Source organism: Streptomyces sp. NPDC107521, from assembly GCF_055598485.1.
Genome location: NZ_JBVKAT010000015.1, coordinates 1 through 15,008 on the forward strand (window position 1 = coordinate 1; position 15,008 = coordinate 15,008).

Consider the following 15,008-nt stretch of genomic DNA (forward strand, 5'->3'; position numbering starts at 1 on the left):
CTGAAACAACTCCCACAACTCATCCGGCACCAGCCGCTCAACGATCCCCACCATGACCGACAGCCTACCGACTCCATCCAAATGAGATGACTTCTAAGGATCAGGGCCAGGGGCCGGCAGCGGTGGTCGGCAGCCAGGTGGATTTTGCTGGTTTGTCCGCCTCGCGAGCACCCGAGCAGCGCGGCTTTCCAACGCAGCTTGCGCCGTCGCCGGACGCGTCGCCGTTCGCCCTGGCCGGGACTGCAGACGTCACCCCGTCCGTCTTGTTCCTCCGCGCCGCCCCTTTTCGCCGGGCCGCCTCCGCCTCGACGGCGGCCTTCTCCAACGCGTCCAGGACGCCCTCCTCCAGTCGCATCCCGGCTGCGTCGTGATGGGCCCGGGCCGTCGTGGAGTCCACGCTGGCCAGCGACAGGTCCACCCCAACCCGCTCGGCCGTCTCGACGATCACCCCTTCCAGCAGCGCTTCGAAGACCCCGGCGTCCCGCCACTGCCGGAACCGGTTGTGCACGGTGGACCAGGCACCGAATCGGTCCGGCACGGTGCGGTCCCCGACGCGCTGAAAGGCGTGGACCTGGAGCCGGCGACGCGGGCCAGCGCGGTGGACGTCCTGTCCTCGGGCGACCTGAGCGTCATCGCCTCGCTGTCGGCCAGGGTCCAGGGCCCGGTACGGGACGCGGTGGCCCTCGTCTTCACCGACGGACCGCAGATCGGCTTCACCGCGGCCGCAGTCGCACCCATCGTCGGAGGCCTGCTGGCGCTGGTGATCCTGCCCGGCCGCAAGAAGATGGGCGCAGCCAGGGAGGCCGCCGCTGCGGCTGCCGCTCCTGCGCCGGCAGCCGATGTCCCCCGCGCCGCCTCGGACGTCACCTCAGTGTGATCGCGGCAGTCACCGCAACCGCCCCTCTCACCGGAGCTCCCGTGGATACCAACGAAGTCTTTCGCGCTTACCAGGAACTGCTGTTCGTAGCAGGGGCATTGAGCCCTTTCCCTCTTCACTCTGAGCTGGTCAGATGAGGGGTGGGGACGGCCTGGACGAGGCTGGTGATCCGGGTGGTCGAGCACCGCAGTTTGCGGAGGAGCCGCCAGGACTCGAGGGTGGCGACGGCCTGCTCGACGAGGGCCCGGATCCTTGCGTGGGATCGGTTCACAGCCTTCCGGCCAGTGGAAGGGGTCTCCCGCCGGCCCCGGCACGGGATGCGGACCGTGCCGTTGGCACCCCGGTAGCCCTTGTCGGCCCAGCACTTGATGACGGCCTCGGCGAGGGCGCCGATGATGCCGTGTTCGCGGGCCGCGCGAATGTCGTGGACGGCGCCGGGCAGGGCCGGTGAGGCCCGCAGCAGCCGGCCGAAGGGGTCGGCGATGACCTGCACGTTCATCCCGTGCTTCTTGTGTTTGCCGGAGTCGAACGGCCGGTCCGCGGCAATGCGGCCGATCGGCGGCACCGTGCCGTCCAGGATCACGAACGCCTTCACCGACGCGGTCCGCACAGCGCCGGTGAAGCTGGGGGCGAGGGCGGCCAGGAGTTGGACAGCCTCGGTGACATAACGGTAGGCCGTGGTGGTTCCGACGCCGAAGCCGGCCGCGAGCTGGGCATACGTGTGTCCCACTCGCAGATGGGCGAGTGTCGGCAGGGCCTGACGGCCGGCGCTCAGGCGCCGCCGACGAGAGCCGATCGCACGGCGGTGCCGCCGCAACTGCTGGGTGAGGAAGCGGAGGGCAGAGCTGGACACGTCGATGACCGACGGGTGAACGAGCACGTGAAGCCTCTGGCGGAGACGGTTCTCTTGGTCGAAAACCCATCTACCAGGGGCTTCACCGCGTCGTCATCCCAACTGTCCTACGTCAGAGACAGGTTGGAAAGGGCTCACTGGCTCAGTAATGGCATCCCCTTACTGGCACTGCAACGGCACTTCACACCAACCTGCGGTCGTGGTGCTCTGCCGTTGCGTGGAGGGAGACGTCGGTCCGGTCCGGCTCCCCCCGGTCCTGTGCTCTCTCTCGTGCCCGACCTGGGCAGGAACCCCCGGTGGCCGGCCGAGCAGCGGTTCGAGGAATCCGCGACGCGGCTGCTGCGCCGGCGGGACACGGGGGCAGGCCGGGGCGGATGACGCACCGGCGGACGTCCCCCGCCCCGTGCGGGCAGGGGCTCAGGTGTGCTGCCAGAGAGGCCGGGGGCTTCGTGTGCCCCGGGACGGCTGCCGGCGGGCGGTGGCCGTCCGGAAGCCGTCCCGGCGGGGCCGTTCCCCACGGGCCGCGGCCCCGGTCCGCGCGGGCGGGGCCGGGGCCGGGGGTTCGGTCAGGCGCCGGTGGTGATGTCCCGTGCGGCCGGCGCGGGGGGCCCGGTGGTGGCGGTGGGCGGAGTCGTCCAGGGTCTGCGCGGCACCAGGAGGGTCAGGACGGCGGCCACCACCGCCGGGATGGCGAAGGCGTAGAAGACCCAGTTGTCCCCGAGGGAGCCGGTCTCGACCTTGGTGAGGACGTAACCACCGTACGTGGGGCCGAGGATGCCGCCGATCCGGCCGACGCCGAGGGCCCAGCCGAGGGCGGTCGCGCGGGCCGTCGGCGGGTAGAGGCCGCCGATGAACGCGTTGACCAGGGTCTGTGTGTTGGAGCCGAAGCCGGCGAGGGCGCCCACCATGAGCAGCGGGACCGTCGACGGTTTGGTGATGAAGAGGCAGACGGCGGCGGCCGCGAGGCAGAAGGAGCAGGCGATGACGAGCTTCTCCCCCAGTTTGTCGGCCAGTGCGCCCGCGATGATCACACCGGCCACGGCGCCCAGGTTGAAGACCAGCAGGAAGGTGAGCGCCGATCCCATCGAGTAGCCGGCGCCGCGCATGAACTGCGGGAGCCAGGTGTTGAGTCCGTAGACGAGCAGGAGGCCGATGATGGAGATCGCCCACACCAGCAGGGTCATCGCCAGGCGTCGGCCGCCGAAGAGGGTGCGCAGGATGTCGAGGACGCCGCCCGCCCTGCCGGAGGCGGCCGGCGCGGGTGCTGCGGGCTCGCCTGCCGCGCCGGGCATTCCGGGGCCGGGGACACCGAACCGGCGGGCGTACATGGCGGCTTCGTCGAGGCGGCCCTTGGCGGTCAGGTAGGCGATCGACTCGGGGAGCATGCGCAGTGCCAGTGGGAGCACGAGGAACAGCGGGAGCACGCCGACCACGAACATGGCCCGGAAGCCGGCCGCCGGCAGTAGCCACAGGGCGAGCAGGGCGGCGAGGACGCCGCCGACCGAGTAGCCGGAGAACATCAGGGAGTTGTTGAGCTGGCGGCGGCCCTCCGGGGAGTACTCCATGGTCAGGGCGATGGCGGTGGGGACGACACCGCCGAGGCCGAGACCGGTGACGAAGCGCAGCAGCATGAAGACGGTCGGGTCGGGGGCCAGAGCGGTGACCGGCATGGCGACCGAGAACCAGACCAGGCAGCCGATCATGACCTTGCGGCGGCCGAGGACATCGGTGATGGTGCCGACGCCGAGCGCGCCGATCAGCATGCCGACCAGGGTGACGCTGCCGATGTGGCCGACCTCGGCGGGGGTGAGGTCCCATTCCTTGTGGGCGAGCAGGTCGGGGACGATCGTCCCGTAGACGATCAGGTCGTAGCCGTCGAAGATGACGGTGAGGCAGCAGATGAACAGGACCCAGTGGGTGCTGCGTTTCGCGGTGACGCGGGGTGCGGATGCGGGTGCGGACATCGAGGGGATTCCGTTCTTCCGGGGAAGGCTTCGCCACCGTGCCGGGGGCCGGGGGCCGGGGGGCGGGCGGGGTCGGCCGGGCCTGGGGCTGGGGCTGGTGGCGCATGCCGTGGACCGCGGCGCAGGGCCGGGGCGCGAAGGGTCCGGGCGCTGCGGGGCGGTGAGGGCGGGGCCGTCAGGGCGGGCTGGTGAGGGTGTGTGTGCCCTGGTCCTGGAGCGCAGCGGGGTACTGCGTACTGCGCCGTGGTGTCCCGGTTCCTCGGGGGCCCGGTTCCGTCGGCCGGGCGGCGGGGGCAGCGGGGGCGTCGTGGGCCGGGGGGCGGGGGCGGGCCCGGCCGTGGCCGCCGCTCGGGCGGCCACGGGTCCGGTGGTGCCGGTGGCCCGGGCCCGGGCTTGCGGGGCCCGTGGCCGGCGGGCCGTCGGTCAGGTCCCGGCCGGGGCCATGCCGATGTCGAAGCGCACCCGTGACCAGGGGCCGTCGACAAGGCGCCCGTCGGGGCCCGTGGTGCCCGGCGGCTGCTGTACGAAGTCCTTGACCAGGGACTCCTTGACGCCGAAGACGCTGTCGCGGTCGAGGAGTTCGTCGCCGCGCACGAAGATGTGGGTCACCAGGCGGCGGCAGCCCTCGGCGGTCACCATGAAGTGCAGGTGCGAGGCGCGGTGGGGCGACCGTCCGACCGCCGCGAGCATCCGGCCGACCGGGCCGTCGTGCGGGATCGGGTACGGCGTGGGGGTGATGCCCCAGAAGCGGTAGCGGCCCTGTTCGTCGGTGAAGAGGTGGGCGCGGGCGGCGGTGCGGCCGTCGTCGTACTGGACGTCGTAGAGGCCGTCCTCGTCGGCCTCCCAGACCTCGATGCGGGCGCCGGGCACGGGGGCGCCGGCCGGGCCGGTGACGGTGCCCTCGACCCAGCAGGGTTCGCCCGTCGCGCCGAAGGACAGGTCGCCGCCGAGCGGGATCTCGGGTGACCCCTCGACGAAGAAGGGGCCGAAGACGGTGGCCTCGGTGGCGTCGCCGTACGCCGCGTTGTTGATGGCGATGGTCTGCATGGAGGCGCCGAGGGTGTCGGAGAGCAGGATGAACTCCTGGCGCCGGTCGTCGGTGAGGTGGCCGGCCTCGGTGAGGAAGGCGATCGCCCGGCTCCACTCCTCCTCCGTCGGGCGCGCGTCCCGCAGGAAGGCGTGCAGGTGGCTGACGAGGGAGCGCATGAGGAGCTTCAGGCGCGGGTCGGCGCAGGCGTCGAAGGAGCGCAGGACGCGCTGGAGGAGTTCCTCCTCGCGGGCGGCCTGTTCGGCGCCGACGGCGGGCGCGGCGGGTGCCGGTCCCGGGCCGGTGCCGGTCCCCCCGGTGCGGACGTCGGTCATGACGGTTCGCTCCCTTCCCAGGCCGCGCGCAGCAGGCCGGTGACGGTGTCCTCGGTCATGGGTGCGGGGTTGCCCGCGGGGGCCGCCGCGAGGATCGGGGCGACGGCCCTGGCGATGCCGTCCTCGGGCATGCCGTATTCCTTGAGCGTGGTCGGGGCGTTCAGCCGGGCGCGCAGTGCGGCCAGTCCGGCCGAGGCGGTGTCGCTGCCGAACGCCTGCGCGATGCGCCGTTCGGCGTCGGGGGCGTGCGGCGCGTTGAGGGCGAGGACGTACGGCAGGACGACGGCGTGGGTCTGGGCGTGCGGGAGGTTGAACATGCCGCCCAGCACGTGGCAGATCTTGTGGTGCAGTCCCGATCCGGCGCCGGCGAAGGAGACCGCGGCGAGGTAGGCGCCGTACAGGGTCTGTTCGATGCCCTCCCGGCCGGCCGGGTCGGCGGCGACGGCGGGCAGTGCGGTGGCGAGGGCGCGGACGCCCTCCTGGGCGAGGGTCCGGTCGATGGGGTCGGCGCGGGGTCCCCAGAAGGAGTCGACGCAGTGGGCCATCGCGTTGAGTCCGGAGGCCACGCTCAGTTCGCCCGGCAGGCTTTCCAGCAGGGTGGCGTCGTAGACGACGGAGCGGGGCAGTACGGCGTTGTCGACGCCGGTGGTCTTGGTCCCGTCCTCGGTCAGGCCCCATACGTTGGTGGCCTCGGAGCCGGCGTAGGTGGTGGGGACGGCGATGACGGGCAGGCCGGTGGTGAGGGCGACGGCCTTGGCGAGGCCGGTGGTGGAGCCGCCGCCGACGCTGACCAGCACGTCGGCGTCGAAGGCGGCGGCAGCCTCGCGGGCCCGTGCGGCGACCTCGACCGGTACGTGCATCACGACTTCCTGGTGGCGCACGGCGACCGGGATCTCCCGGGCGATGGGGTCGGCGAGGGCGGCTTCCCGGCCGGAGGCGATCAGCATGGCTTTGCGGGCGCCGAGCGCCGCGACCTCGGCGGCCACCGCGGCGGCGGACTCGCCGGGGGCGAAGACCACTCGCTGGGGCATTGTCTCGTGTGCGAACTTCATCGTGTCTTCCCGTCCGTCGGGGTTCCGGCCGTGCCGGGACGCGGGGCCCCGGGGGGCCGCGGCGTCCTTGCGGTCCGTGGGTTCTGCCGCACGTTCACCGGGCGGTGGCCATCGGGTCCAGTTCCGTTTCCGGGTCGTACTCATAGATCCACCCGTTGGCCAGGAGCGGGTCCTGCCGGGCGTAGGCGGTGTCACGGGCGCGCTGTTCGGTGCCGTCCGGGAGGTGGTTGACGTGGGCGCGGCCGTGGCTGACGGTCTGCAGGCGGGTGGTGCGCGGGATGCGCAGTCCTTCGTAGCGGCGCAGCGCGGCGGCCGGGTCGCCGAGGCCGTGGGCGAGGCAGCCGGCGAGGACGGCGGCGTCCTCGATGGCCTGGGCGGCGCCCTGTGCGAAGAACGGGAACATGGGGTGCGCGGCGTCGCCGAGGAGGGTCATGCCGGCGTCGGACCAGTGGGTCAGCGGTTCGCGGTCGAGCAGGGCCCAGCGGCCGGGGGTGCCTGCCGCGCGGATGAGTCCGGTCAGGCGGGGGTCCCAGCCGGTGAACTCGGTGAGGAAGTCCTCGACGGTGGCCGTGGCCGTCCAGGACTCGGTGGTGTAGGCGCCGGCGGGGGCGAAGGCGACCAGGTTGACCAGGTCGCCGCCGGAGACCGGGTAGTGCACGAGGTGGTGGTCGGGGCCGATCCACAGGGTCTGGGCGGGGCGGCGGGCGAATCCGGGGGCGTTCTCGGCGGGGACGAGGGCGCGGAAGGCGCAGAGTCCGGAGTAGGTGGCGGGTGCGGCGCCGAAGAGGGTGTCGCGGACGACGGAGTGGACGCCGTCGGCGCCGATCACGATGTCGGCGGTGGCCGTGCTGCCGTCGGCGAAGCGCAGCGTGTACGCGGCTGCGGCGGTGTCCAGGCCGACGCACTCCCGGCCGAGCCGGACGTTCTCCGCGGGTACCCGGGAGTGGAGGGCGGCGAGCAGGTCGGCGCGGTGCGCGGTGTAGGTCTGTTCGCCGTAGAGGTGCTGGCAGGCGTCCGCCAGGTTCTCCGAGGAGAGGACGGTGCCGTCCTGCCAGCGGCGGAACTCCCAGCCGGTGTCGAGGGGTACGGCGCGGTCGCGGAAGGTGTCGAGGACGCCGAGCCGGCGCAGTTGGCGGGCGGCGTTGGGGGCGACGACCAGTCCGGCGCCGATCTCGGCGAGGCGGGGGGCCTGTTCGTACACCGTGCTGGTGAGCCCTTCGCGGCGCAGGAACGCCGCTGTGGCGAGTCCGCCGATGCCGCCGCCCAGGATGGCGATCCTGGGTGCGGCGGTCGTACGTGCTGTCATCCTCAAGCTCCTCGGTTGCGCGGGCTCCGGTACGACGGTCCGGTGCGATGGTTCGGGGGCCGGGCCGTGCGGGCGCGGCGTCGTTCATGTTGCACGGCTCACATCGGTGCGGGGCATGATGGTTCATTGAATGAACATGGGTCCCGCTTCTGGGTCGGGCGGGCGGAGCATCGGCCCGGGTGTCCCCCAGGGCGTCACCGCGAAGCCGCCCGCGGACCGGGGTGTCTCGTCGGCCGAGTGCGAGGAGGGCGCGTGCCCCGTACGAACGAGCCGGGCCGGAGTGTCAGCTCCCGTCTCCTCGGGCTGCTGTTCGCCTTCCGGCCCGGGGAGAGCGAGCTGAGCCTCGCGGAGCTGGCCCGTAAGACGGGGCTGCCGCATGCCACCGCGCGGCGGCTGGTGCTGGAGCTGACGGAGGCCGGTGCGCTGGAGCGGCGGCCCGACGGCCGGTTCGCGGTCGGGCTGCGGCTGTGGCGGCTCGGGACGCTGGCGCCGCTGACGGAGTCGCTGCGGACGATGGCCCAGCCCTTCATGGAGGACCTGTACGCGGCTCTGCACCAGCACGTGCAGCTCGCGGTGCTGGAGGGCGAGGAGGCGGTGATCATCGAGCGGCTCTCGGGGCGCCGGGCGCTCGGGCTGGTCTCGCAGGTGGGCGGGCGGCTGCCGCTGCACTGTTCGGGCGTCGGCAAGGTGCTGCTCGGGCATGCCGGGCCGGAGTTGTCGGGCCGGGTCCTCGGCGCCGGGCTGCGCCGCTACACGTCCCGGACGGTCGTCCACCCGGACGCGCTCCGCCGGGAGCTGGCCGACTGCCGGCGTACCGGCAGTGCCCTGGTGCGCGGGGAGCTGACCGCCGGGGCCGATTCCATCGCCACTCGGATCATGAACGGTGAGGGCCGGGTGGTGGCCTCGCTCTCGGTCGTCGTCCGGGCCGGTTCGGTGCAGCCGCAGTCCGTCCTGCCGTCGGTGATCACCAGTGGACTCGGTATCTCCCGCATGCTCGGGTGGCGCCCCGGCATCCGCGTCCGCGAGGGCTGAGCGGGACCGTTCCGCGGCTGCGCGAGGGCCGTCCGGCTCATACGGGTCCGGTGCGCGGGTGTGCTCCGGCATGCGGTGGCCCGGAGGGCCGCACACGGGGAGGGAGGGGCCGGAACGCCCGTGGGGGTGCTCGGGCCCGTCACTGGAGACAAGGACAAGGGTGTCCACGCCTGTGAGCGCCGCGCGCAGCGCGGGTGGACCGGGGTAGTCGGCGACGGCGGCCTCGGCCTGCGGCGGCAGTGCCGCGGAGGGCGGCTTCCGCCCGGCCATCGCTAGGACGTCCACGCCGTCTCCGCCTGCGAGCGGCTGCGCCGCCCGCCCGCGGCGCCCGTCACCGCTATCCGCATCGCTCCCCCGCTCTCCCCGTCAGTGGACGAGCGTCACGCTATCCGGCCCTCCCATCTTCCCCTTCCCGGTGCCCTGTTGGCATGAGTCGTCCGGCCGCGAGCCGGGTCCCTTGCGGATCGGGCGCGGTGCCGGCCTCCTTGCTGACGAGGCTCGGGGAATCATCTGCGGGGGCTGGGGACGGTACACGGTGGTGCTGCGGGGCGGGGTGCGCGGCGCGGCGGTGTCGAGGAGGGGGCGGAGGCCGGCGGTGGTTGTGAAGCCGGTCTCGCTCAGGTCCCGGCGCACGGCGGTCCCGGTCGGCGGCAGCGCGGCGGCCGCGGCTTCCAGCGGGGGCGGGGTGCTGTGGCCGATGTTCCCGTGCGGGTGATCCGCGCGGACGTCGCGGCCGTTTCGGTGGTGATGTGCACGGGCGCCCCTTCCGGGGCCGGTGAGCCCGGCGAGGGTACGTCCGGAAGGCGGGCGGCGATGGCGGGCGTGTGGAGGGCTTCACCGTCCGGGGTCCGCGGACCGTCGCGCTCGGGGTGGCCGACGACGCCTCGGCCGAGGGGCCGTTGCCGGGGTCATCGCGGCGGAGGGGCGCGTCGGCGTCCTCGTCAAACAACGCCGGATACGGCTCCTGCCGGGCCCTGAAGGACGTTCTCCCGGAGGGGGCCCGCGCGCAGATCGGCGTGAACCTCTTCGGACCGGCCCGGATGATCCGGCTCGTCCTGCCGCGCATGCGGGCCCGGAGTGCTTCGGGCACCGCGGCGCGGGTCGGCGGGGGGCGGCTGCCGTCGTCGGCAGTCCGCCCGGCGGCCCCGTCCCGGGGATCAGGCGCTGCTTCCGCGGACGTGGCGGGGCGGAAGGGCGGGTACTGGGGATGGGCGGGGTGGATGAGCTGCGGTTTTTCCGTGTCCGGCTCGTTCGGCGCGCCGGGCTGTGTCGCCTGACCAGCCGCTTCAATGTGCCGCCCGCCGGTGACGGTGTTTGTGTGGTCGTGGCAGGGCCGATGAGGGTTTGTGTTCGGCCGGGCATCGACGCGTCCGCCGCGGCCTTCTGCCTTTCCCCTGAACTCACGCAGGCGTCATGTCCTCTGCGCGGGCGCCCGCGTCTCTCATCGTCGGAAGGTTTCGCATGCGATCTGCTGTGCAGGATCCGATGTCGGATCTCAAGGACGCCACCCTCGACCACCAACGGGCTCATGGATGCGGCTCTCACCCCTTCGGTGACGGCGCGCGGCTGGCGGCGTGGGCCGGCGACGCGGGTGCGCGCACCGCCGTGGAGATCGGCACCTCGCTCGGGTACTCCGCCGCCTGCTTGGCCGGTGCCGGGGCCCGTGTGCACACCGTGGACCGTGACCCGGTCCACACGGAGCTGGCGCAGAAGCATCTGGGTGAGCGGGGGCTGGCCGACCGGGTGAGCTGTGTGACGGGTGAGGCCGTCGACGTGCTTGCGGAACTGCCCGCGGGTGAGGCCGATCTGGCCTTCTTCGACGGCATGGAGGTGAGTGTCGCCGAGGTCGAGGTCCTGGTGCGGGCGCTGCGCCCGGGTGGGCTGCTGATCGTCAGCAACATGAAGCTGGGCGGTGAGGAGGCGGAGGTCCGTGAGCTGTTGGGCGGCTGGCGGCTCCGGGAGGAGGGCGAGGAGTTGTTCGCCGTCAAGCCCGCCCAGAGCCGGTGAGCGGCCATACCGGTGGGATCGGGGCTCCGGCCGTGGCCACCGTGGTGCCGGGTGCCGGGGCGGGGCGGGAAGCAGCCGCCGGGCCCACGCCGATGCCGCTGATGCGGTTGCTCGACGGGTTCCGTGCGTCCCAGGTGCTGGCGTCGGCGGTGCGGCTGGAGCTCTTCGACGTCCTGGCGGCGCACGGGCCGCTGTCCGTGGCCCGGTGTGCGGAGCTGCTCGGTCTGCGGGAGCGGCCGGCGGGGATGCTGCTGGCGGCGTGTGCCTCGTTCGGGCTCGTCGACCGCACCGCTGCGGGCTACGGCAACAGTCCGCTCGCCGCGGGGTATCTGGTGGCCGGGCGTCCCCATTACTTCGGGGACTTCGTCCGCCTGGTGGAGCAGCAGCAGTACCGGTCCTGGGCGGAGTTGCTGGACGTGCTGCGCGCGGACGGTACCGCGGGGCGCGTTCCGCAGGCGGAGCGGCGGTTCGCGGCCGACGCCGCCGAGCGGGAGCCGTTGTTCTGGCGGGGTATGTCGTCGGGGTCCGCGTTCACCGCGGATGCCGTGGCCCGGTCGTACGACTTCTCGCGGTTCCGGAGGCTGCTCGATCTCGGCGGTGGCCAGGGCGATTTCAGCCTGGAGCTGTGCCGCGGCAATCCGGGGCTGTCGGCGACGGTGTACGACCTGCCCTCGGTGTGCGGGCTCGCCCGGGAGCGGATCGCCCGTGACGGGTACGCCGACCGGATCGGGACTCGGAACGGTGACCTGCTCACCGCGAGTGAGCTGCCCGCCGGTCACGACGTGATGCTGGTCTCCAACATCCTGCACATGTGGGACGAGCCGGGCTGCCGCGCTGTTCTGGGGCTCTGTCTGCGGGCGCTGGAGGAAGGCGGGGCACTCGTGGTGGCCGAGGCGTTCGTCGACGACGACGGCACCGGACCGCAGACGGCCGCGCTGATGAGTCTCAACATGCTCGTGCACACGGCCGGCGGCGCCAATCGTACGCGCCGCGAGTACGAGAGCTGGCTGGCCGATGCGGGTTTCCGGTCGGTCGAACGGGTCGGGCTGGTCGTGGAGGCTCCCGGTGCCAACGGCCTCGTCGTCGCCCACAAGTGAGTGCCCAAGGAGTGGACATGCAACTCACCGCCGCCGGCGTCGTCGGCATCGGAGCCGTGTCGGGATACGGCTGGGGGATGAAGGAGCTCTGGTCCGGTCTGGCCACGGGGGAGTCCAGTGCCCGGCTGCACCGTGGTCTGGGCGGGCGGTTCCCCGACCCGTGCTGGTTCGCCCGTGTGCCCGAGGGCGGCGATCCGGAGGTGGGCCGTACCCGGTACGTGCGGGCCGCGTTCGCCGCGGCGGACGAGGCGGTCGCGGACGCCCTCACCCGGGGCTGGTCGCCCGGCGAGCGTGTCGCGATCGTCCACGCCACGACCCGTGCCGACCTCGAACTCGTCCGCAACCGCTACCTCGACCCGGGGTGGATCAGTCCCCGCAGTTCCTATGTCGAACAGACCTGGACGACTCCGCCCGCCCTTGTGATGATCAAGCACGGGTTCACCGGGCCGTCGGTGGTCACCAGTGCCGCCTGCTCCTCCGGGCTGCATGCCCTGACCCTGGCGCAGCGTCTGCTGACCTGCGGCGACGCCACGGACGTCATCGTGACCGGTGCTGATGTGGGTTTCGACGGCGAGGAGATGCGTCTCGGTGCGTCGGTGGGTCCGCTCATCCACGACCGTCCCCCGCACGAGGTGTGCCGTCCCTTCCAGAAGGGCACCCGCGGGTTCGTCCTCGGTGAGGGTGCCGCGGCGCTGGTCCTGACTCCGGCGCGCCAGGCGCAGCCCTATCTGGAGCTGGTCTCCTCCTGTCTGGCCAACGACGCCTTCCATCCCGTCGCGATCGAGCCGTCCTTCCGGCACGTTCTGACGACTGTTGACGACGCCCTGCGGCGGGCCGGTGTCCGGGCGGCGGACATCGGTTACTACAACGCCCACGGCACCGGCACCCGCGAGTGCTACGACGCGGACCTGGCCGTTCTCGGCCGTCTCGGCCCGCGGGCCACCGCCTACGGTTTCAAGCCGATGTTCGGTCATTCCATGGGTGCCGCGCCGCTGCTGGACACGGTGACGACGGCCCGCGCGCATGAAGAGGGCGTGCTGCCCGCTCCGGTCCCGGCCGCCGGGGACGCTCATTCCCAGCTCGCCCGGGGGGCGGTCGCGCACGCCGGCGGCATCACCCTGCAGGTGGGGCTGGGCTTCGGCGGGAACATCTGTGCTGCCGTCTTCCGTGCCCCGGCCGGCGAGGGCTCCTCGCGCTGATCCGGTCGGCGGGCCCGCGCCCCGTTCCCCTCATCGAATCTCCTCCGGCCGAGTGCGCCGGGAAAGGACGCGTCATGCCTGAACTCACCGTCAAGGACCTCGCCGCGATCCTCGCCTCGTGCGCCGGCGACGAGGAGATCGTGCCGCTGGACGAGGCGCACCTCGACACTTCCTTCGCCGAACTCGGCCTGGACTCCCTCGCCCTGCTGAACACCGTGGTGAAGCTGGAGCGGCAGTGCGGGGTGGTCCTGCCCGAGGACGTGCTGGGCAGGACCCCGACCCCACGGGACCTGATCAAGATCGTCAATGACCGGGTGAGCGGCTGAACACCGCCGACGGCCCGCCCGCTCCTGGGCGGGCCACCCGTGTGGAGAGGACTGATCACCATGTGCGGAATCACCGGCTGGGTGGACTACCGGCTCAGCCTGCCCCGGGAACGGGCGACCGTCGAGGCGATGACGGCCACCATGGCCCGCCGCGGTCCCGACGACGGCGGCGTCTGGCTCGACGAGCACGCCGCCCTGGGGCACCGGCGGCTCGCGGTCATCGACCCCGAGGGCGGCCTGCAGCCGATGACGGCCGAGGAGGACGGCCGGGTGCTGGCCGCGATGACCTTCAGCGGGGAGGTGTACAACTTCCGCGAGCTGCGTGCCGAGCTCGCCTCCCGCGGGCACCGCTTCCGCACCCGCAGCGACACCGAGGTCGTCCTCCACGCGTATCTGGAGTGGGGGGAGGGTATGGCCGACCGGCTGAACGGCATGTACGCCCTGGCCGTCTGGGATCCGCGCGTCGAGGAACTCCTCCTCCTGCGCGACCGGATGGGCGTCAAGCCGCTCTATTACCTTCCCACCCCGCACGGCGTGCTGTTCGGCTCGGAGCCCAAGGCGATCCTCGCCAATCCGCTCGCGCCCCGGACCGTCGGCGCCGACGGCCTGCGCGAGGTGCTGGACATGCTCAAGACACCCGGACGAACCGTCTTCCACGGCATGCACGAGGTGCGGCCCGGTCAGCTCGTCCGGGTCGGCAGGGACGGCCACCATGGGCGCCGGTACTGGCGGCTGGAGGCCCGCGAGCACACGGACGACCTGGCCACCACCATCGCCACCGTGCGCGGTCTGCTCGAGGACGCCGTCACCCGGCAGATGGTCTCCGACGTGCCGCTGTGCACACTGCTGTCCGGAGGGCTGGACTCGTCCGCGGTGACCGCGCTCGCCGCCCGTGCCCTCGCCGCCGGGGGCGGCGGCCCGGTGAACTCCTTCTCCGTCGACTTCGCGGGCGGAGCCGAGAGGTTCGAGGCCGACGGCGTGCGCGAGACCCGCGACGCACCCTTCGTCACGGAACTTGCCCGTCATGTCTCGGCCGATCACACCGAGGTCCTCCTCGACAGCGGGCGGCTGTCCGACCCGGCGGTCCGTGCGGCGGTCCTCGGAGCCGTGGACCTGCCACCGGCCTACTGGGGTGACATGTGGCCCTCCCTCTACCTGCTGTTCCAGGCCGTCCGCGAACAGTCCACCGTCGCGCTGTCGGGCGAGGCGGCCGACGAGCTCTTCGGCGGCTACCAGTGGTTCCGCAACCCCGCCGCCATCGAGGCGGACACCTTCCCCTGGCACACCTCGGGCTCCGCCCGCTACTTCAGCGGCCTGTCCCTGCTGGACAGCGGGCTCAAGGAGAAACTCGACCTCCCCGGCAACCGGCAGGCCCGCTACCGGGAAGCCCTCGCCGACGTGCCCGTGCTGCCCGGCGAGGATCCCGGTGAGCGGCGGCTGCGCGAGATGACCCATCTCAACCTCACCCGCTTCCTCCAGATCCTGCTCGACCGCAAGGACAGGATGAGCATGGCCGTCGGTCTGGAGGTGCGGGTCCCCTTCTGCGACCACCGCCTGGTCGAGTACGTCTTCAACACCCCGTGGGCGATGAAGTCCTTCGACGGCCGGGAGAAGAGCCTGCTGCGCGCGGCCGTCGCCGACCTGCTTCCCGCGTCCATCCTGCGGCGCGTCAAATCGCCCTACCCCGCCACCCAGGACCCCGGCTACGAGCTGGCGCTGCGTCACCGGCTCGCCGGTGTCCTGGCCGACGGGGACTCCCCCGTCCTGCCGCTCCTCGACCAGAAGAAGGCGCGGCGCGTGGCCGCCGCGGACCCCGGGGACGTCAGCCTGCCCTACAACCGCGGCGGCCTCGAACTCGCCCTGTGGCTCAACGACTGGCTCTCGTCCTACGACGTCACCCTCGACCTGTGACCCGCACGCGGCCCACCGCCGG

The 15,008-nt window shown here is 72.7% G+C and carries 12 protein-coding genes and 1 pseudogene; 7 read left to right on the forward strand and 6 right to left on the reverse strand.

Going from position 1 to position 15,008, the window contains the following annotated elements; all coding sequences use genetic code 11:
• Positions 1 to 95: 95 nt before the first annotated feature.
• Positions 96 to 544: pseudogene (locus ACZ7LB_RS21730) on the reverse strand (transposase family protein); the annotation flags it as partial.
• Positions 545 to 565: 21 nt separating this feature from the next.
• Between ACZ7LB_RS21730 and ACZ7LB_RS21735 the strand changes: the two are divergent.
• Positions 566 to 877: a hypothetical protein gene (locus ACZ7LB_RS21735; RefSeq protein ID WP_471470631.1), complete on the forward strand. Its 312-nt coding sequence runs from the start codon at positions 566 to 568 to the stop codon at positions 875 to 877.
• Positions 878 to 992: 115 nt separating this feature from the next.
• On the opposite strand, the gene ACZ7LB_RS21740 is transcribed toward ACZ7LB_RS21735, so the two are convergent.
• The 5 genes from ACZ7LB_RS21740 to ACZ7LB_RS21760 form a co-directional block, all read right to left on the reverse strand.
• Complete coding sequence (locus ACZ7LB_RS21740) at positions 993 to 1,757, reverse strand: transposase family protein (protein WP_471470410.1); 765 nt, start codon at positions 1,755 to 1,757, stop codon at positions 993 to 995.
• Positions 1,758 to 2,296: 539 nt separating this feature from the next.
• Positions 2,297 to 3,694: an MFS transporter gene (locus tag ACZ7LB_RS21745; protein WP_471470412.1), complete on the reverse strand. Its 1,398-nt coding sequence runs from the start codon at positions 3,692 to 3,694 to the stop codon at positions 2,297 to 2,299.
• A gap of 423 nt (positions 3,695 to 4,117) precedes the next feature.
• Positions 4,118 to 5,056 (reverse strand): dioxygenase family protein, encoded by a 939-nt coding sequence (locus ACZ7LB_RS21750; RefSeq protein ID WP_471470413.1) that lies wholly within the window; start codon positions 5,054 to 5,056, stop codon positions 4,118 to 4,120.
• A complete protein-coding gene (locus tag ACZ7LB_RS21755) occupies positions 5,053 to 6,108 on the reverse strand; it encodes a maleylacetate reductase (RefSeq protein WP_471470415.1) in 1,056 nt (351 codons plus the stop codon). Before ACZ7LB_RS21755 ends, ACZ7LB_RS21750 begins: the two co-directional genes overlap by 4 nt.
• Before the next feature lie 94 nt (positions 6,109 to 6,202).
• Positions 6,203 to 7,414 (reverse strand): FAD-dependent monooxygenase, encoded by a 1,212-nt coding sequence (locus tag ACZ7LB_RS21760; RefSeq protein ID WP_471470416.1) that lies wholly within the window; start codon positions 7,412 to 7,414, stop codon positions 6,203 to 6,205.
• Positions 7,415 to 7,666: 252 nt separating this feature from the next.
• Between ACZ7LB_RS21760 and ACZ7LB_RS21765 the strand changes: the two genes are divergently transcribed.
• From ACZ7LB_RS21765 to asnB, 6 genes are all read left to right on the forward strand, one after another.
• Positions 7,667 to 8,446 carry an IclR family transcriptional regulator gene (locus tag ACZ7LB_RS21765; RefSeq protein WP_471470417.1) on the forward strand — a complete coding sequence of 260 codons (780 nt, stop codon included), beginning with the start codon at positions 7,667 to 7,669 and terminating at the stop codon, positions 8,444 to 8,446.
• 1,461 nt (positions 8,447 to 9,907) lie between these two features.
• Positions 9,908 to 10,453 (forward strand): O-methyltransferase, encoded by a 546-nt coding sequence (locus ACZ7LB_RS21770; protein WP_471470418.1) that lies wholly within the window; start codon positions 9,908 to 9,910, stop codon positions 10,451 to 10,453.
• Positions 10,454 to 10,485: 32 nt separating this feature from the next.
• Positions 10,486 to 11,550: a methyltransferase gene (locus ACZ7LB_RS21775; protein ID WP_471470419.1), complete on the forward strand. Its 1,065-nt coding sequence runs from the start codon at positions 10,486 to 10,488 to the stop codon at positions 11,548 to 11,550.
• 17 nt (positions 11,551 to 11,567) lie between these two features.
• A complete protein-coding gene (locus ACZ7LB_RS21780) occupies positions 11,568 to 12,749 on the forward strand; it encodes a beta-ketoacyl synthase N-terminal-like domain-containing protein (RefSeq protein ID WP_471470421.1) in 1,182 nt (393 codons plus the stop codon).
• A 74-nt stretch (positions 12,750 to 12,823) separates the two neighbouring features.
• Positions 12,824 to 13,075 (forward strand): acyl carrier protein, encoded by a 252-nt coding sequence (locus ACZ7LB_RS21785; protein WP_471470422.1) that lies wholly within the window; start codon positions 12,824 to 12,826, stop codon positions 13,073 to 13,075.
• 60 nt (positions 13,076 to 13,135) lie between these two features.
• On the forward strand, positions 13,136 to 14,986 hold the full coding sequence (asnB, locus tag ACZ7LB_RS21790) for an asparagine synthase (glutamine-hydrolyzing) (RefSeq protein WP_471470423.1): 1,851 nt from the start codon (positions 13,136 to 13,138) through the stop codon (positions 14,984 to 14,986).
• Positions 14,987 to 15,008: the final 22 nt, after the last annotated feature.